Annotated in this window: 15 protein-coding genes; 5 read left to right on the top strand and 10 right to left on the bottom strand. The window is 65.2% G+C overall.

What is annotated here, in order from left to right; all coding sequences use genetic code 11:
* Positions 1–123 precede the first annotated feature (123 nt).
* The 5 genes from NNX38_RS08725 to NNX38_RS08705 form a co-directional block, all read right to left on the bottom strand.
* The gene (locus NNX38_RS08725; protein WP_255797641.1) at positions 124–1,647 is read right to left on the bottom strand and encodes an LCP family protein; all 1,524 of its coding nucleotides are present in this window, start codon (positions 1,645–1,647) and stop codon (positions 124–126) included.
* Between the two features lie 90 nt (positions 1,648–1,737).
* Positions 1,738–2,667 (bottom strand): GTPase Era, encoded by a 930-nt coding sequence (gene era / locus NNX38_RS08720; RefSeq protein ID WP_255797640.1) that lies wholly within the window; start codon positions 2,665–2,667, stop codon positions 1,738–1,740.
* Positions 2,660–3,964, bottom strand: coding sequence for a hemolysin family protein (locus NNX38_RS08715; protein ID WP_370646407.1), 1,305 nt, complete (start codon positions 3,962–3,964; stop codon positions 2,660–2,662). Before NNX38_RS08715 ends, era begins: the two co-directional genes overlap by 8 nt.
* Positions 3,965–3,984: 20 nt before the next feature.
* Complete coding sequence (ybeY, locus tag NNX38_RS08710) at positions 3,985–4,461, bottom strand: rRNA maturation RNase YbeY (protein ID WP_255797638.1); 477 nt, start codon at positions 4,459–4,461, stop codon at positions 3,985–3,987.
* Complete coding sequence (locus tag NNX38_RS08705; RefSeq protein WP_370646406.1) at positions 4,458–5,537, bottom strand: PhoH family protein; 1,080 nt, start codon at positions 5,535–5,537, stop codon at positions 4,458–4,460. Before NNX38_RS08705 ends, ybeY begins: the two co-directional genes overlap by 4 nt.
* A gap of 381 nt (positions 5,538–5,918) precedes the next feature.
* Between NNX38_RS08705 and NNX38_RS08700 the strand changes: the two genes are divergently transcribed.
* Positions 5,919–6,890 carry a GerMN domain-containing protein gene (locus NNX38_RS08700; RefSeq protein ID WP_255797636.1) on the top strand — a complete coding sequence of 324 codons (972 nt, stop codon included), beginning with the start codon at positions 5,919–5,921 and terminating at the stop codon, positions 6,888–6,890.
* Positions 6,891–6,905: 15 nt separating this feature from the next.
* On the opposite strand, the gene NNX38_RS08695 is transcribed toward NNX38_RS08700, so the two are convergent.
* From NNX38_RS08695 to hrcA, 3 genes are all read right to left on the bottom strand, one after another.
* Positions 6,906–7,673 carry a 16S rRNA (uracil(1498)-N(3))-methyltransferase gene (locus tag NNX38_RS08695; protein ID WP_255797635.1) on the bottom strand — a complete coding sequence of 256 codons (768 nt, stop codon included), beginning with the start codon at positions 7,671–7,673 and terminating at the stop codon, positions 6,906–6,908.
* A gap of 1 nt (position 7,674) precedes the next feature.
* A complete protein-coding gene (gene dnaJ, locus NNX38_RS08690; RefSeq protein WP_229951825.1) occupies positions 7,675–8,814 on the bottom strand; it encodes a molecular chaperone DnaJ in 1,140 nt (379 codons plus the stop codon).
* 104 nt (positions 8,815–8,918) lie between these two features.
* Positions 8,919–9,932: a heat-inducible transcriptional repressor HrcA gene (hrcA, locus tag NNX38_RS08685; RefSeq protein ID WP_255797634.1), complete on the bottom strand. Its 1,014-nt coding sequence runs from the start codon at positions 9,930–9,932 to the stop codon at positions 8,919–8,921.
* A gap of 221 nt (positions 9,933–10,153) precedes the next feature.
* Here hrcA and NNX38_RS08680 point away from each other — a divergent pair, with 221 nt between their 5' ends.
* Both NNX38_RS08680 and NNX38_RS08675 read left to right on the top strand, forming a co-directional pair.
* Positions 10,154–11,002, top strand: coding sequence for a DUF3097 family protein (locus NNX38_RS08680; RefSeq protein WP_255797633.1), 849 nt, complete (start codon positions 10,154–10,156; stop codon positions 11,000–11,002).
* Between the two features lie 117 nt (positions 11,003–11,119).
* On the top strand, positions 11,120–11,548 hold the full coding sequence (locus NNX38_RS08675; RefSeq protein WP_255797632.1) for a DUF4870 domain-containing protein: 429 nt from the start codon (positions 11,120–11,122) through the stop codon (positions 11,546–11,548).
* A 72-nt stretch (positions 11,549–11,620) separates the two neighbouring features.
* On the opposite strand, the gene hemW is transcribed toward NNX38_RS08675, so the two are convergent.
* Both hemW and lepA read right to left on the bottom strand, forming a co-directional pair.
* Positions 11,621–12,853, bottom strand: coding sequence for a radical SAM family heme chaperone HemW (hemW, locus tag NNX38_RS08670; protein ID WP_255797631.1), 1,233 nt, complete (start codon positions 12,851–12,853; stop codon positions 11,621–11,623).
* Entirely contained in the window at positions 12,850–14,703 is a 1,854-nt protein-coding gene (gene lepA / locus NNX38_RS08665) for a translation elongation factor 4 (protein ID WP_255797630.1), read from the bottom strand. Before lepA ends, hemW begins: the two co-directional genes overlap by 4 nt.
* A gap of 175 nt (positions 14,704–14,878) precedes the next feature.
* Here lepA and NNX38_RS16920 point away from each other — a divergent pair, with 175 nt between their 5' ends.
* Positions 14,879–15,607: a type II toxin-antitoxin system PemK/MazF family toxin gene (locus NNX38_RS16920; protein WP_370646403.1), complete on the top strand. Its 729-nt coding sequence runs from the start codon at positions 14,879–14,881 to the stop codon at positions 15,605–15,607.
* Between the two features lie 174 nt (positions 15,608–15,781).
* Positions 15,782–16,042 carry a 30S ribosomal protein S20 gene (rpsT, locus tag NNX38_RS08655; protein WP_146361896.1) on the top strand — a complete coding sequence of 87 codons (261 nt, stop codon included), beginning with the start codon at positions 15,782–15,784 and terminating at the stop codon, positions 16,040–16,042.
* Positions 16,043–16,129 lie beyond the last annotated feature (87 nt).

The raw sequence follows: 16,129 nt of genomic DNA, 5'->3' as shown, positions 1-16,129 counted from the left end.
CAGACTCCGCAGCGAGGGGCGGCCTAAGCAGGTGCTTGTGTGGCCTCGCCGCGGCAGCTAAGGAGGAGGATCTCTGCGTGCACGTGACCAGACTAACACGCAGCCGTCCAGGTTCCTGAAGAGCTAGTTCCCAAACGCCGTCTGGCACGTAACCTGGGCCGCGGTTTGTCCGTCCAGGTCTCCCAGATCGCCCAGATCCCCCATCGTGGAACCGCTGGCGAAGTCCGTGCCGATCTGCACGGATACCCCGGTGTAGGCGCCGCTGAGTACCACCTGCACATCAGGAATGTTCAGTGTCCGGGCCACTTCCATGGCCATCTCTTCATATCCGTAGCCGTAGAAGATCTGGGTGGCCGGGCTCTGGGCACCGGCTGTGCCGCCGGCAAGGGCCTGGATGAACCCCTTGGAGGTGAGGTACTCGAGGACCGCGGTGTCGCGGCCGGCGGTGCCCGAAGCGTTGACCAGTGTCACCGGAACGGCAGCGGGGTCAACGGCGGGGGCGGCAGGTTCCGCCGTCCCGGGAGCGGCAGGGGTGCCCGCTTCTGCCGTATCCGTAGCCTCCGGTGACGGTGTTGCGCCCGCGGTGATGCCCTGGTCGGAGACCAGCGCGTCGAAGAGCGGCTGGGCCTTGGCTTCGTCGAGGACCAGCCGGTTGGTGTCGTATTCATACGGCACCACGGGAGCCGTTACGAAGGCAACATTGCCGAGGTCAACGTCTTTAAGGCGGGTGGCCAGTGAAACCAGGTCGGGGATGTTCGCAAGCTCTTCGTCCACGGTGAGGTTCTTCGTGACGGTCTCCGCAATCGAATAGAGCTTGGGCAGGTTGTTCAGCGTTCCTTCATCCTTGACCTTCCGGACCATGGAGGCCAGGAAGCTTTGCTGCGCGCGGATCCGGCCTTCGTCGCCTCCGTTGCCGAAACCGTGCCGGGTCCGGAGGAAGGCAAGGGCCTGCTCGCCCTGGACGCTGCTCACTCCGGCCGGCAGCTTCAGGCCGGAGAGCGGGTCGTCAACGGGCTGGTTGACGCAGACCTCCACGCCGCCGAGGGTGTTCGACAGTTCCTTCACTGCATCGAAGTCGGCCATCATGAAGTGGTCGATCGATAGACCGGTGACCTCGTTAATGGCAGCAACGGTGCAGCCGGGGCCGCCGTTGCCCAGGGCCCCGTTCAGTTGGCCCAGGTCCATGGCGTCATACACCGTGCCGGATTCGGGATCCTCACATGTCGGCAGCGGGACCAGAAGATCGCGGGGGAAGCTGACCACGGTGACGTTCGAGCGGTCCGCCGTGAGATTCACCAGCATCATGACGTCGGAGTTGTTCGAGTCCTGCCCGTCACGCTTATCGGTGCCGAGCACCAGGATCTGCATCGGATCAGTGTTGGCGTCTACCTGCTCCACCGGTGTGTCATCCGACCCAAGATTCAGGGGCTGGGTTTCGAAGTTACCCCTCAGCCTCAGCAGTTGGACGGCGCCGAACACCACCCCGCCGACCAGCACCAGGGCCAGCGCCGCGGCAATGCCTTTAAGCAACGGGTGGCCGGCGGCGGCGCCGCTCGAAAGGTGCCTGCCGCCTGGTTCTGCTGAACCCTTACCTGTAGTCGGTTTTCCCAAGGGGCCGCCGCCCGTTGCGGCACGGCGAGATGACATAGCCGGTCCCCTTCATGAATCAAAGTGCTCAAACGAATGCTTCAAAGTGTACGGCCAGATCCTGTGGATACGGGACCGGGCCGCTCCGGACTAGAAACCGAGCTTCACCAGCTGCTTGGGATCGCGCTGCCAGTCCTTGGCGATTTTAACGTGCAGGTCGAGGTACACCTTAGTGCCCAGCAACGCCTCGATGCCGCGTCGGGCGGTGGTTCCGACGTCGCGCAGCCGGGACCCGCCGCGGCCGATAATAATGGCCTTCTGCGACGAACGCTCTACGTAGAGGTTGACCCGGACATCCAGCAGCGGATTCTCTTCGCTGCGTCCCTCGCGCGGCACAATCTCGTCCACCACTACTGCAAGCGAGTGCGGCAGCTCGTCGCGGACGCCTTCAAGGGCTGCTTCACGGACCAGTTCGGCCACCATCACGGCTTCGGGCTCATCAGTCAGTTCGCCGTCGGGGTACAGGGGCGGGGACGCGGGCATGTGCCCCGCCAGGACTTCCGCCACGGTACCGACCTGGAATCCGTCGGCTGCCGAAACGGGCACGACGTCGGCCCATCCAGCCTCCCCCAGCACTTCATTGCCCAGCGCGGTGACGGACATCAGCTGCTTGGCCAGGGCGGCGCGGTCCACCAGATCCGTCTTCGTGACCAAGGCGATTACGGGTGTCCGCTTCAGGGCCGCCAGCTGGGCAGCGATGTAGCGGTCGCCGGGGCCAACCGCCTCGTTGGCGGGCAGGCAGAAACCAACGGCGTCAACCTCCGCCAGGGTATCCGCCACCAGTTCGTTCAGCCGCTTGCCCAGCAGGGTCCGCGGACGGTGCAGGCCCGGGGTATCCACGAGGATCACCTGGGAGTCCTCGCGGTGGACAATGCCGCGGATGGTGTGCCGGGTGGTCTGCGGCTTGGCGGAAGTGATGGCCACCTTGGAACCGACCAGCGCATTGGTCAGGGTGGACTTTCCGGCGTTGGGCCGGCCCACCAGGGAAACGAATCCTGCGCGGAACTGCGGTTCAGTCATTACGGGGTACCAATTCTGTAGAGCGGGTGCGCGGAGCAGGGTTTCTGCCCTCATCGCTGATTTCTTCGTTTTCTGTGTTCCAGGCCAGCACATGCGAAACGCGGTTGCGCCGGCCCTCCAACCGTTCGGCGTGCAGTGCGATGCCTTCGACCACTACCTCACTGCCGACAATCGGGACGCGGCCCAGGGCCTTGGCCAGGAGGCCGCCCACTGTGTCCACTTCATCATCCTCCAGTTCGACGCCGAATAACTCACCAAGGTCGTCGATGCCGGTCTTGGAGCTGACCCGGTAGCGGCCGTCGCCGAGGCCTTCGATCTCGGGGCGCTCCGAGTCGTACTCGTCCACGATTTCCCCGACGATCTCTTCGATCAGGTCCTCCAGCGTAACCAATCCCGCCGTTCCGCCGTATTCATCGATGACGATCGCCACGTGCGTGGACTCGCGCTGCAGTTCCTGCAGCAGCTCGCTTACGGCCTTGGACTCTGGAACGTAGCGGACGCTCCGGGCGTAATTCTCGACCTTCTGCACCGAGGCCCGCTCCGGGTCACTGTGCATCTGCGCGGCGACGTCCTTCAGGTAGAGGATGCCCACCAGATGGTCCGCGCTGTCCTCGATGACCGGGACACGGGAATAGCCCGAGCGCAGGAACAGCGACATGGCCTGGCGCAGCGTGCTGCCGGCTTCGATGCACACCATGTCCGTGCGCGGGACCATGACGGACCGGACCTTGGTGTCGCCGAGTTCGAAGACCGAGTGGATCAGTTCCGCCTCGGTATCCTCGATCATGTCCGCATCGGACGCGCGGTCCAGCAGTTCCCGGAATTCCTCTTCCGTGAAGAACGCGGCATCGGGCCCCTGGGTGCCGGGGGCGACGGCGGTGCCGAGGCGGACGAGCCATCCCGGGATCGGTCCCAGCACCGTCCGCAGCACACGGACCAGTCCGGCCGTGAGTACAACGACGGCCGTGACGTGCTTGCGCCCGATCTGTCTTGGCGAGACGCCGACGAGGACAAAACCGACGGCAGCCATGGTCACCGTGGCAAGCAGGCCCGCCAGCCAGATATTGTCCAGCAGCAGCTGGAAGAGCGTCGCCACAGACACGGCCATGGCCATTTCGAACCAGACGCGCCAGAACCGCAGCGCATGCATGTGTGCCACCGGGTGCGCCAGGATACGGCGCAGCGGGGCTCCTGCCTTGCCGTGGAGCAGCGCTTCGGCATCCTGCCGGGGCAGGTAGCCGTACGCCGATTCCGCGGCGGTCAGCAGGCCCGCCAGGACCATGAAAGCCATGGCCATGACGATGAGGACGCCAATACTCAACTTCGGGTCTCCTTGGGTGCCTGTTTACCCAGGTAGGCGGAAAGGAGGCGGCGCTGGAGACCGAACATCTCCTTCTCCTCCTCCGGCTCGGCGTGGTCGTAGCCCAGCAGGTGAAGGACGCCGTGGGTGGTCAGGAGCAGCAGCTCCTCACCGGTGCTGTGGCCGGCGTCGGCGGCCTGCCGGGCCGCCACCTGCGGGCACAGCACAATGTCGCCAAGGACGCCCGCGGGGGTGATCCGGCCGGCGGTTCCGGGGCGCAGCTCATCCATCGGGAAGGACAGCACATCCGTGGGACCTGGCAGGTCCATCCACTCGATGTGCAGCTTCTCAATGGCGTCCTCGTCCACGAGGATGATGGACAGGTCTGCTTCCGGATGCACGTACAGGCTGTCCAAGAGGTACCGGCCCAGCCGGGCCAGTTCCTCTTCATCGACAGCCGGTGCACTGGATTCGTTGTTCACTTCGATGCTCATGCGCGGGCCTCCCGGCTGCGTCCGGCACTGGAGTGGCCGCTGCTGTTGGACCGGGCGCCGTCGTTGGACCGGGCGCCGTTTCCGCGGGCTGCTCCGGAGCGCCGGACCTCGTCCCATTCGCTGTAGGCCGTGACAATGTCACTGACGAGGCGGTGCCGGACGACGTCCACTGCCTGCAGTTCCGAGAATGCGACGTCCTCGATGCCGCCCAGGATGTCGTGGACAATCCGCAGGCCGGAGGCGGTGCCGCCGGGCAGGTCCACTTGGGTAACGTCGCCGGTGACGACCATCTTGGAGCCGAAGCCGAGACGGGTGAGGAACATCTTCATCTGCTCGGGCGTGGTGTTCTGGGCTTCATCGAGGATGATGAACGCGTCGTTGAGCGTCCGGCCGCGCATGTAGGCCAGGGGCGCCACTTCAATGGTGCCGGCGGCCATCAGGCGGGGAATCGACTCGGGGTCCATCATGTCGTGGAGGGCGTCGTAGAGCGGCCGCAGGTACGGGTCGATCTTGTCGCTCAGGGTCCCCGGAAGGAAACCGAGCCGCTCCCCCGCTTCCACTGCCGGACGGGTGAGGATGATCCGGTTGACCTCTTTCTGCTGCAGGGCCTGCACCGCCTTGGCCATGGCCAGGTACGTCTTGCCGGTGCCCGCAGGACCGATGCCGAAAACCACCGTGTTGCGGTCAATCGCATCCACGTAGTTCTTCTGGTTCAGGGTCTTGGGCCGAATGGTCTTGCCCCGGGTGGAGAGGATGTTCTGCGTCAGGACATCGGCCGGGCGGTGCGTGCTCTGGTCCTTGAGCATGCTGATCAACTGCTCGAGAACCTGCGGTGTGACCCGGGTCTGGTGACGGGCCAGTACACGGACTTCATTGACCAGGCGTACGGTCTGCTCCACCTCCGCGGCGGGGCCGGATACGGACAGTTCGTTGCCGCGCACCATCAGGCTTACCTCGGGATTTGCCGTCTCAATGATCCTGAGCGCCTCATCGTTGGCACCCAGCGACTGGACCATGTGTTCCGTGGAGTCAAAGACTATTGTCTGGTTGTCCAGCCGAATGGTGCCGATTTCCATTGAAGATTCGGTCATATAGACGGCCCTTTCAGGCCTTTCATCGCCCCTTATAGAGTCTGGTTTTAAAAGTTCATCGAACTTTTTACGGTGGTGACGGTTGGTTCGGGTATCCGTCCCACCAAAGCAAACGCCCTGATGCAGGCGATTATTTCCCCTGAACACGGGTGCGGCCTCTGCGCGCCGCGCACCGCACGCTACCTAAATCTTACTTGATGCACCCCCCGGCGCACGGAACAGCATCCGGTTTTATCTCGGCCCCGCAACGGTGATGTCTCAATCGTGTTTCAGTCCGGGCGCAGGCCCGTCCGCAGCACGGGCGGGCCCCGAAGCATGTGCAAAGGTTGAAGACGTACGTTTTCGAGTTACCCCTAAGGAGGATGGATGGACGCCGGATCCAACAACGCAACGTCCTGTCTCCGAGGGCTAAGCCAGCGGTATTTCCTGGCCGGTTCGCTAGTGGCCGCGGCTGCACTGGGGCTGGGTGGATGCGGCGTTGTAGCCGAGAATCCCACCATCACGATGCCCTCGTCCTTCGACGCCGGCGAAGTCCCCGCCGCTGCTCCCATGACCGTCTCACCGCCGGCGGAAGCGAGTTCCGTCGGCACCCTCATGCCGGTGTACTGGCTGGGACGAAACGACTCGACGGTCAGTCTCTACCGTGAGTTCCTTCACTCGGACAACACCGGTGATCCCATCGGTGAGGCAGTTCAGGCCATGACGGCGGACAAGCCGCTGGACCAGGACTACTTCACGCCCTGGCACGCGGCGGACAGCGTCACCGCCTCCATTTCCAGCAAGAACGTTATTACCGTGGACATCTCCTCGGATGCGTTCAAGGGTTCCCTCGACTCCGGCATGGCCCACCGTGCAGTGCAGCAGCTGGTTTACACAGCCACGGCGGCAGCCGCCAACGCGGGTTTGACGACCGTGGGGCAGGAAAGCAGCGTGGCGATCCTGGTGGACGGCAAGGAGGGGTACCGTGCGTTCGGCCATGTGCCCCTGGAGGAGCCCCTGAACAGGGACCCCGCGCTGGTGGCGCCGATCTGGGTGATTGATCCGCAGGAATCGGAGATCCGCGGCACGGATGTCGAGGTCAGCGGAACTGCGGTGGCGCAGACGGCTGAACTGCATTGGCGGGCCGAACCCATAGTGGACGGCAGGCCCTCATCCGGGGCTGCCGCTTCCGGCAACGTCGAACTGGACAAGGCGCCCGGCAAGACCGGCGAATTCAGCTTCACTGCTTCCCTCGCCCCGGGTGAATACAGCCTTCGGGTCTACTACACCGGGCAGGAAACCGCCGGGGATTCCAAGCGCATTACGGTCTCGGCGTCCCCGCAGGATCCGGGGCACTAGGCCGGCGGACTTCCTCTACCAGCGGCCGAGCAGCTGATTCAGCACGGCCAGCGCCGCCGGCCCCGCAGTGGAGGAACGAAGCACGTGCGGTCCCAGCCGGACGGCAACGGCCCCGACGCCGCGCAGCGCTTCCAGCTCGGCGGGGCTGATGCCGCCTTCCGGACCTACAACTACCGCAATGGATGCGGAGGCGTCGTCCGGAGCGCGCCTGCCGAGGTCACGCAGCGCATTCGCCAGCGGTACATCGGCCTCCTCATGGAGCACAAGGACAAGGTCAAGCTCCGCCAGCCGGGCCGGCAGGGCGCGGCTGTCCAGCGCGGGCTCCACCGCAGGGATCCGGGAACGCCGGGACTGCTTGGCCGCGGCAAAAGTAAGAGCCTGCCATTTGGCCTGTCCCTTGGCCGCCTTCTCGGCGCGCCACCGGACAATGCTGCGGTCGGATTGCCACGGTATGACGGTGTCGACTCCCAGCTCCGTCGCAGCTTCCACGGCCTGCTCGTCCCGGTCCCCCTTGGCCAGTGCCTGCACCAGGAGGAACCGTTCGGGTGCAACCGGTTCGTCAAGGACGTCCGCCACCCGCAGTTCCAGAAGGGACGCACCGGTTTCCGTCACCGTGCCGGTGAGTCGGCGCCCGGCGCCGTCGACCACGTCCACGCTTTCACCGGCTTCGAGGCGCTTGACCGACACCGCATGCCGTGCCTCCGGCCCCTCGAGACGGAAAATGTCTCCGGGCCCGGCCGCTGCCACCTGCGCCGGGTCACCGAAGAAAATCGGGTTGGTCATCTCAGAGGTTGCCCAGACGGTCCCGCAGCTTGGCGAAAACGCCGTTGCCTGAGCTGTTCAGCTTTCCCTCGCTGTATTCCTCACCGCGCAGCTTGGCGAGCCGGCGGAGCAGTTCCTCCTGCTCGGAGTCCAGCTTCTGCGGGGTCTCCACGTGCAGGTGCACCCGGAGATCGCCGCGGCCGTGGCCCCGCAGGTGCGTGACGCCGAGGTCGTTGAGGACGGACACCTCGCCGGACTGCGTGCCGGGCTTGACGGTGATTTCGCGTTCGCCGTCGAAGGTCTCCAGTGCAACGGTGGTTCCCAGCGCTGCGGCCGTCATGGGGATGGTGAGTGTGGCGTGCAGGTCATCGCCGTCGCGGAGGAACGTCGGGTCATTGTTGACCCGGATCTCCACGTAGAGATCGCCGGCGGGGCCGCCGGCCATCCCGGCTTCGCCCTGTCCGCCGAGCTGGATCCGGGTACCGGTGGCGACGCCGGCGGGGATCTTGATGGTCAGGGTGCGGCGGTTGCGGACGCGGCCTTCTCCGGAGCACTCGTGGCAGGGGTCGGGGATGACGGTGCCGAAGCCGTTGCAGGTGCCGCAGGGCGCCGAGGTCATGACCTGGCCCAGGATGGAGCGGACCGCCCGCTGAACCTGACCGGTGCCGTGGCAGATGTCGCAGGTACGCGGGGAGGTGCCGGGCTGGCAGCAAGAGCCGTCACAGGTGGGGCAGACGACTGCAGTGTCGACGTCGATCTTCTTGTTGGTGCCGAAGACGGCGTCCTTGAGGTCGATCCGGACGTTGATCAGGGCGTCCTGTCCGCGCCGGCTGCGTGAGGCCGGTCCGCGTCCTCCGCCCGGGGCGCCGCCGCCGAAGAAGGTGTCGAAAATGTCCTGGAAGCCGAAGCCCTGGGCACCGAAGCCCCCGCCGCCAAAGCCGTTGTCGTTGCCGTTCTCGTTGCCCGTGGTGTCGTAGATCCGCCGTTTTTCCGGATCGGAAAGAACCTCGTAGGCGTGCGATACGGCTTTGAATTCGTCCGAGGCACCCGGAGCATTGTTGACGTCCGGGTGCAGCTTGCGGGCTAGCTTCCGGTACGCCTTCTTGATTTCTTCACCGGTGGCGTCTCGTCCGACACCCAGAACCTGGTAGTGATCGCTCACTCGTGCACATCGCTTTCCTGTATTGCGTGCCTTCAAACTTTGAAGACGGAGGTTGGATTCCGCCGGTTCCCCGGCGGGCGGGTCCGTCACTGCTGGGGACCGCGTTAGTTGTTCAGTATTCGGGACAGATACCTAGCCACGGCACGCACGGCCGCCATGGTGGTGGGATAGTCCATCCGCGTGGGGCCGAGAATGCCGACTTTCGCGGTGGCGTCGGGACCGTATCCCGTAGCCACCACCGATGCTTCCGACAACCCGCCGTGCGGATTCTCCCGTCCGATCCGGACGGCAACGCCGCGCGCATCCTGTTCCATCTCGGACAGCAGCCGGAGCATCACCACTTGTTCCTCAAGCGCTTCAAGCACGGGACCGATAGTCAGCGGGAAGTCTACCGTGGAGCGCGCCAGGTTGGCTGTCCCTGCCATCACCATGCGGTCCTCGCGGTTGATGCCCGCCAGCTGCTCCAGGCAGTGGCCCAGGGAGTTGCCGACGCGCCTGCGATCGGCAGGCACGGTGGCAAGGGCATTGGCCAGCTGGCTGGTGATGCTGCTCAGCGGCGTGCCTGCCAACGCGGCCAGGAAGTGCTGGCGCAGGTCCATCAGGTCCGGCTCCGTCACCGGCTGCGGAACGGTAATGACCCGCTGCTCTACCCGCCCCGTGGTCGAGATGAGCACCACCAGCACCTGCGACGGTGCCAGCAGGACAAATTCAATGTGCCGGACCTTGGCATTGCCCAGATGCGGGTACTGGACCACGGCCACCTGGTTGGTCAGCTGGGACAACAGCCTGACGGTACGGTCCATCACATCGTCGAGGTCGTCGGCCTCCTCCAGCAGCGACTGGATGGCGCGCCGTTCGGGAGCCGAGAGCGGCTTGACGTCGGAGATCCGGTCAACGAACAGACGGTAGCCCTTGTCAGTGGGGATGCGCCCGGCGGACGTATGCGGGGCGGTGATCAGCCCCTCTTCCTCAAGGGCGGCCATGTCATTGCGGATGGTCGCCGAGGAAACGCCCAGGTGGTGGCGTTCCACAAGTGCCTTGGATCCCACGGGCTCGCGCGAATGGACGTAGTCCTCAACAATGGCGCGGAGGACCTCGAGTCGGCGTGGCTCACTCATGGTTTTCCCTCCCTGTTGATCGGCGGTTTGATCGGCTTGTTGACCTGCGTCGTGACCTGCGTCGTGACCTGCGTCGTGATCTATGGGCAGAGCGCCGGACGTTTAGCACTCACAGTGTTCAAGTGCCAAGTCTAGTACGGATCGGCAGCGTTGCTAGCATTGAGGGACCCGTGGCCTGCTGCGGTTTCCGCCCGATCAGAACCGTAAGTGAGGCAACTTCCGTGTCCAGCTTTTCCTGGGGTCCGCAGGACATCACCGCGCCGGCCCGGACCGTCCTGCGCAAAGTCGGCGCTGAAACCGGCCTGGTCCTTGAGGACGTGGCCTCGGGCTGGGTCGGCGCGGTGGTACGCGTGGAGAAATCCGGCGGACTGCACCTGATGGTGCTCGAAGACCGGCGCGGGAAAAAGAAATCCTTCGAACTGGGCTTCGGCTTCCTGCTCGAAGGCGAGCCGGTGGAAGTTGTGCCCGCGGCTGCCGCTTCAGCCAAGGCAGGTCCGGCCCGGACGGCGTCCGGCTCGGTGCGCGTTGCCAACCAGCGCGCCCGCACCGCCCGCGCCAGCCGTATCTGGGTGGAAGGCAAGCACGACGCCGAACTGGTGGAAAAGGTCTGGGGTGATGACCTGCGGGTGGAGGGAATCGTCGTCGAGCCCCTCCACGGCGTCGATGACCTGTACTCCGCAGTTCGGGAGTTTGCCCCGGGCCCGGGACGCCGGCTGGGCATTCTGGTGGATCACCTGGTTCCAGGCTCCAAGGAATCGCGCATCGCGGCCGAGGCGATGACCTCCCCCGGCGCGCCGGGCAATGTCCTGATTGTCGGGCATCCGTACGTGGATGTCTGGCAGGCCATCAAGCCGTCCGTGATCGGACGTACCGCCTGGCCGGTTGTCCCCCGTCACCTGGACTGGAAAACCGGCATCCTGCAGGGACTGGGCTGGCCGCACCGGGACCACACCGACGTCGCAATGGGCTGGAAGAAGCTGCTGGGGCAGGTGAACAGCTATGCGGACCTGGAACCGTCACTGCTCGGACGGGTGGAGGAAGTCATCGATTTCCTGACCGTTCCCGGGTGAGACGCGCATCGCACTGCCTGCCTCCTTTCCTGTAGGAAGTGCGCGAGCCAGTACCCTTGAGGAATACGTAGTAGCGGACCGACCCTGTGTCACCATGAGCCAAAAGGAATATACGCCGTGTCCAACACACGCCAGAACCACCACCCCCGACCGGAAGAACACGGCGGAGCGCAGCGTCCCGTTTACCAGGGCGCCCCGGCCAATGCACTGCCGCTGACCGCATCCGAGGACCGGCAGTGGGCAACTCTGGCGCACTTCGGCGGCATCCTCGCTTTTGTTCCGTCGCTGATCATTTACCTGGTGTTCCGCGACCGCGGTCCGTTCACTGCACAGGAGTCCAAGGAAGCCCTGAACTTCACGCTCCCGCCAAGCATTGCTGCCCTGACGGTCTGGGCTCTGTCCTTCATTCCCGAGATCGGCGGCTTCTTCGCCGTGCTCAATGCCATGATCTGGGTCTACGTTGCCGTGTCCTCGGTGATCGCAGGCATCGAGTGCAACCGCGGCCGGCCGTACCGCTACCCGCTCAACCTGCGCCGTATCCAGTAGCGCCGCATCCAGTAGCGGTGCATCCAGTAGCGCCGCAGGAAGCAGCGGTGCAGGGCAGCTACGCCGCCGAACTCAGTCCGGCAGCAGCCGCCGGACCACTGCGTCGGCCAGCAGCCGCCCCGCCGGGGTGAGGATCACCTTTCCGGTCAGCGCAGCCCTCGGATCCACAAGGCCGTCGGCCATGAGTCCCGCCACGGCCAGCCTGCCGGGCTCACGCAGCCGGTCCAGGGCCAGGCCTTCGGCGAGACGGGTCCGCAGCATAACGTCTTCCACGTACCGGGTATCAGCATCCAGGGTCTCGCGCCCGACGGCGGGCGACTCCCCCGCGCCGATCCGCTGGGCATAGGCGGTGGGATGCTTGGCATTCCACCAGCGGACGCCGCCGGCATGTGAATGGGCTCCCGGGCCGACTCCCCACCAGTCATCGCTGCGCCAGTAGGCCAGGTTGTGGCGGCACTGGTCCTCCGGGGTACGCGCCCAGTTGCTGACCTCGTACCAGTTCAGCCCGGCAGCGGTCATCATTTCATCCGCCAGCACGTACTTGTCGGCATGGTCGTCGTCGTCGATGGGCGGCACCTCGCCGCGGCGCATCCGGGCGGCGAGTTTGGTTCCTTCCTCGATGATGAGCGCGTAGGCGGAGATATGGTCCGGCTCGTAGCTCAGCGCCTCTTCAAGCGAGTGCTTCCAGTCGGCCATGGACTCGCCCGGGGTTCCGTAGATGAGGTCAACGCTCACATGCAGGCCGGCGTCGCGCGCCCACTGCACGGCCTGCGGAACCCTCGACGGCGTATGCGTGCGGTCCAGCACTGCCAGTACGTGCGGCACGGCCGACTGCATGCCGAAGGAAACCCGGGTGAACCCGGCGTCGGCAAGCAGCTGCAGGGACTGCGGCGTGACGGAGTCCGGGTTCGCTTCGGTGGTGACTTCGGCACCGGGAGCCAGGCCCCACTGGTCGACGGCGGTGCGGAGGATCAGCGCAAGATCCTCCGCCGGGAGCAGCGTGGGCGTACCGCCGCCGAAGAAAACGGTGCCCATCCGGCGTTCCGGCAGGCCCGAACGCCGCAGCGCGTCCGCGGCGAAGACCACCTCGCGGGCCGCCGTTCCGCCGTAGGCTGCCTGCGACGCACCGCCGCCCAGCTCGGTGGCCGTATACGTGTTGAAGTCGCAGTAGCCGCAGCGGACGGAGCAGAACGGAATGTGGACGTAGAGTCCGAAGTTCCGCTCCGCTGCTCCGTCCGCGGCCTGTGCGGGGAGGAGACCGTCGGCGGGTGCCGGGTCTCCGAGGGGCAGTGCACTGGGTGTCACTTCTTGGATTTGTCCTTGGATTCGTCGGAGGAAAGCGCAGCCACGAAGGCTTCCTGGGGAACTTCCACGCGGCCCACCATCTTCATGCGCTTCTTGCCTTCCTTCTGCTTTTCCAGCAGCTTGCGCTTACGGCTGATATCGCCGCCGTAGCACTTGGCAAGCACGTCCTTGCGGATGGCGCGGATGGATTCGCGGGCGATGATGCGGGAACCGATGGCTGCCTGGATGGGTACCTCGAACTGCTGCCGCGGGATCAGCTCACGCAGCTTGCCGGTCATCATAACGCCGTAGGCGTAGGCCTTGTCCTTGTGCGTGATGGAGCTGAAGGCGTCAACCTGCTCGCCCTGGAGCAGGATGTCCACCTTGACCAGGTCGGCAACCTGGTCGCCGTCGGCCTTCCAGTCCAGGGAGGCGTAGCCGCGGGTCTTGGACTTGAGGATGTCAAAGAAGTCGAAAACGATTTCGGCCAGCGGCAGGCGGTACCGGATTTCCACGCGGTCCTCGGAGAGATAGTCCATGCCGCCCAGGACGCCGCGCCGGGCCTGGCACAGCTCCATGATGGCGCCGACAAATTCGTTCGGCGCCAGGATCGTGGCGGAGACCATCGGTTCGCGGACCTCTTTGATCTTGCCTTCGGGATACTCGCTCGGGTTGGTCACAGTGACCACCTTTTTGTCTTCGAGCGTCACCTCGTACTCCACGTTGGGCGCGGTGGAGATCAGGTCGAGGTTGTACTCACGCTCGAGCCGTTCACGGGTGATTTCCAGATGCAGCAGGCCCAGGAAGCCCACCCGGAAGCCGAAGCCCAGCGCCGCGGACGTCTCGGGTTCGTACACCAGCGCGGCGTCGTTAAGCATCAGTTTTTCCAGCGCTTCACGCAGCACCGGGTAGTCGGCGCCGTCGATGGGGTACAGCCCGGAGAACACCATGGGTTTGGGGTCGGCGTATCCGGGCAGTGATTCAGAGGCCGGCTTGGCCAGGTTGGTGACGGTGTCGCCCACCTTGGACAGGCGTACGTCCTTCACGCCGGTGATGAGGTAGCCCACCTCGCCCACGCCCAGGCCCTTGGACGGGGTGGGTTCCGGCGAGCTGACGCCGATTTCGAGGAGTTCATGGCTGGCCCGGGTGGACATCATCTGGATGCGTTCACGCGGGGACAGCGATCCGTCGATCACGCGGACATAGGTGACGACGCCGCGGTAGGTGTCATACACGGAGTCGAAGATCATGGCTCGGGCGGGAGCGTTGGGGTCGCCCACCGGTGCCGGAATCTCGCGGACAATCTGGTCCAGCAGGGCTTCAACGCCAACACCGGTCTTACCGGAGACCCTCAGTACGTCCGCCGGGTCGCCGCCGATCAGCTTCGCCAGTTCCTCGGCGTACTTCTCCGGCTGCGCCGCCGGGAGGTCGATCTTATTCAGGACCGGAATGATGGTCAGGTCGTTTTCCATCGCCAGGTACAGGTTCGCCAGCGTCTGCGCCTCGATACCCTGGGCGGCGTCCACCAGCAGCACTGCTCCTTCGCAGGCAGCCAGGGAACGGGAAACTTCGTAGGTGAAGTCCACGTGGCCCGGGGTGTCGATCATGTTCAGGGCGTAGGACTGCCCGTCCAGCTCCCACGGCATGCGCACGGCCTGGGACTTGATGGTGATGCCGCGCTCACGCTCGATATCCATCCGGTCCAGGTACTGGGCCTTCATGTTCCGGTGCTCAACCACTCCGGTGGACTGGAGCATGCGGTCGGCCAGGGTGGACTTGCCGTGGTCGATATGGGCGATGATGCAGAAATTTCTGATGATCGCCGGATCCGTCGCGGCAGGCACCGGCGAGAAGCGGGCCATGGGTGACACTGTGGCGGTTCCTTTACTGTTCCGGGACAATCCGGACGCGGCGCGGTGCGCGGGTGTCCTTGGTCCTGGCGGTTCTAGTGGGAGTTCTGTCGAGTTAACAGTCTCCCACGTTTGCCTGCCGCAGCAGGAACCGGACGCACCTGAGGTTTTGCGGCGGGGAGCATAACGTAGTGCCATGCCCTTTAACGCCCGCTCTTTTGCCTCGATTGCCCGCACGGCGCTCCGCCTGCTGCGTTCCGCTTCCTCCTCTGCCGGCCCAGCCGAAAGCAGCCGTGAGACCCGCAGCCCGGACCGCTCCCGCACACCGGATAGCCGCCGGACCCCGGAGACCCGGCGGACGCCGGAGGGCGGCCGGACCCCGGAGACCCGACGGACGCCGTCGCCCTCCCCCAGGGCCAAGGCAGCTCCCCCGCGCAGCCCGGCGACTGGGCAGTCGCCGTCGACTTTGCCGCCGTCGTCGCAGTCGCGGTCATCCGCGCGGACCACCGCGGCGGCCGCCGGGACAGGTTCCCTCGGTGACTACACCGGTCCTGTCACCCCGGTCTACGCCCCGCAGCCCGACGGCGATCCTGATCCCGGCGAAGTGGTGTGGGCCTGGGTCCCGTTCGAAGACGACCCCAGCCAGGGCAAGGACCGTCCGGTCCTGCTCATCGGGCGCAGCGGCGGCATGTTGCTGGGCCTGATGATGACCAGCCGGGACCGGAACAACAGCAGCGGTTCCGATCCCCGCTACCTCGATGTGGGCACCGGCCCGTGGGACAGCAAGGGGCGGCCCAGCGAGGTGAGGCTGGACCGCGTGCTGCAGCTCGAACCGGGCAGCGTGCGCAGGGAAGGTGCAATCATGGATAAGAACGTTTTCCAGACAGTTGCCCGCCGGCTGGCCGTGATGCGTCCGGCACGCTGAACCGCCGCTTTAGTTACCGGAGCCCAAACTCTGCTAACATTTATTGCTGTGTGTCCGCGCAGGTCGACGGGCACTTTGGTTCAGGCGCCATTACGGTATCCCCACGCCGCTCAGTCAATGTCTGGGCTGAAATACCCTCACCGACCAAGTCCGCAATACAAAGAGAGTTTATAAGTGGCCAATATTAAGTCCCAGAAGAAGCGCATCCTCACCAACGAGAAGGCGCGTCAGCGTAACAACTCGGTGAAGTCCGAGCTGAAGACCGTCATCAGCAAGGTTGATGCCGCAGTCAAGGCCAGCGACAAGGACGCAGCAGCCGAAGCGCTGAAGACCGCCAGCCGCAAGCTGGACAAGGCCGTCAGCAAGGGCGTAATCCACAAGAACAACGCTGCCAACCGCAAGTCGGCCATCTCCAAGAAGGTCAGCGCGCTCTAACCAGCAGCCAGCATTACAGACTTACCAAGCGTGGGGGGGGCCGCGGGGCGCGGGACCCCGGGGGTTTAGCAGGGCCGCCCGTAGCAG

The sequence above is a fragment of the Arthrobacter sp. zg-Y238 genome (assembly GCF_024385525.1).
GTDB lineage: Bacteria > Actinomycetota > Actinomycetes > Actinomycetales > Micrococcaceae > Arthrobacter_B > Arthrobacter_B jinronghuae.
This window is presented reverse-complemented; position numbering and strand designations above follow the sequence as displayed.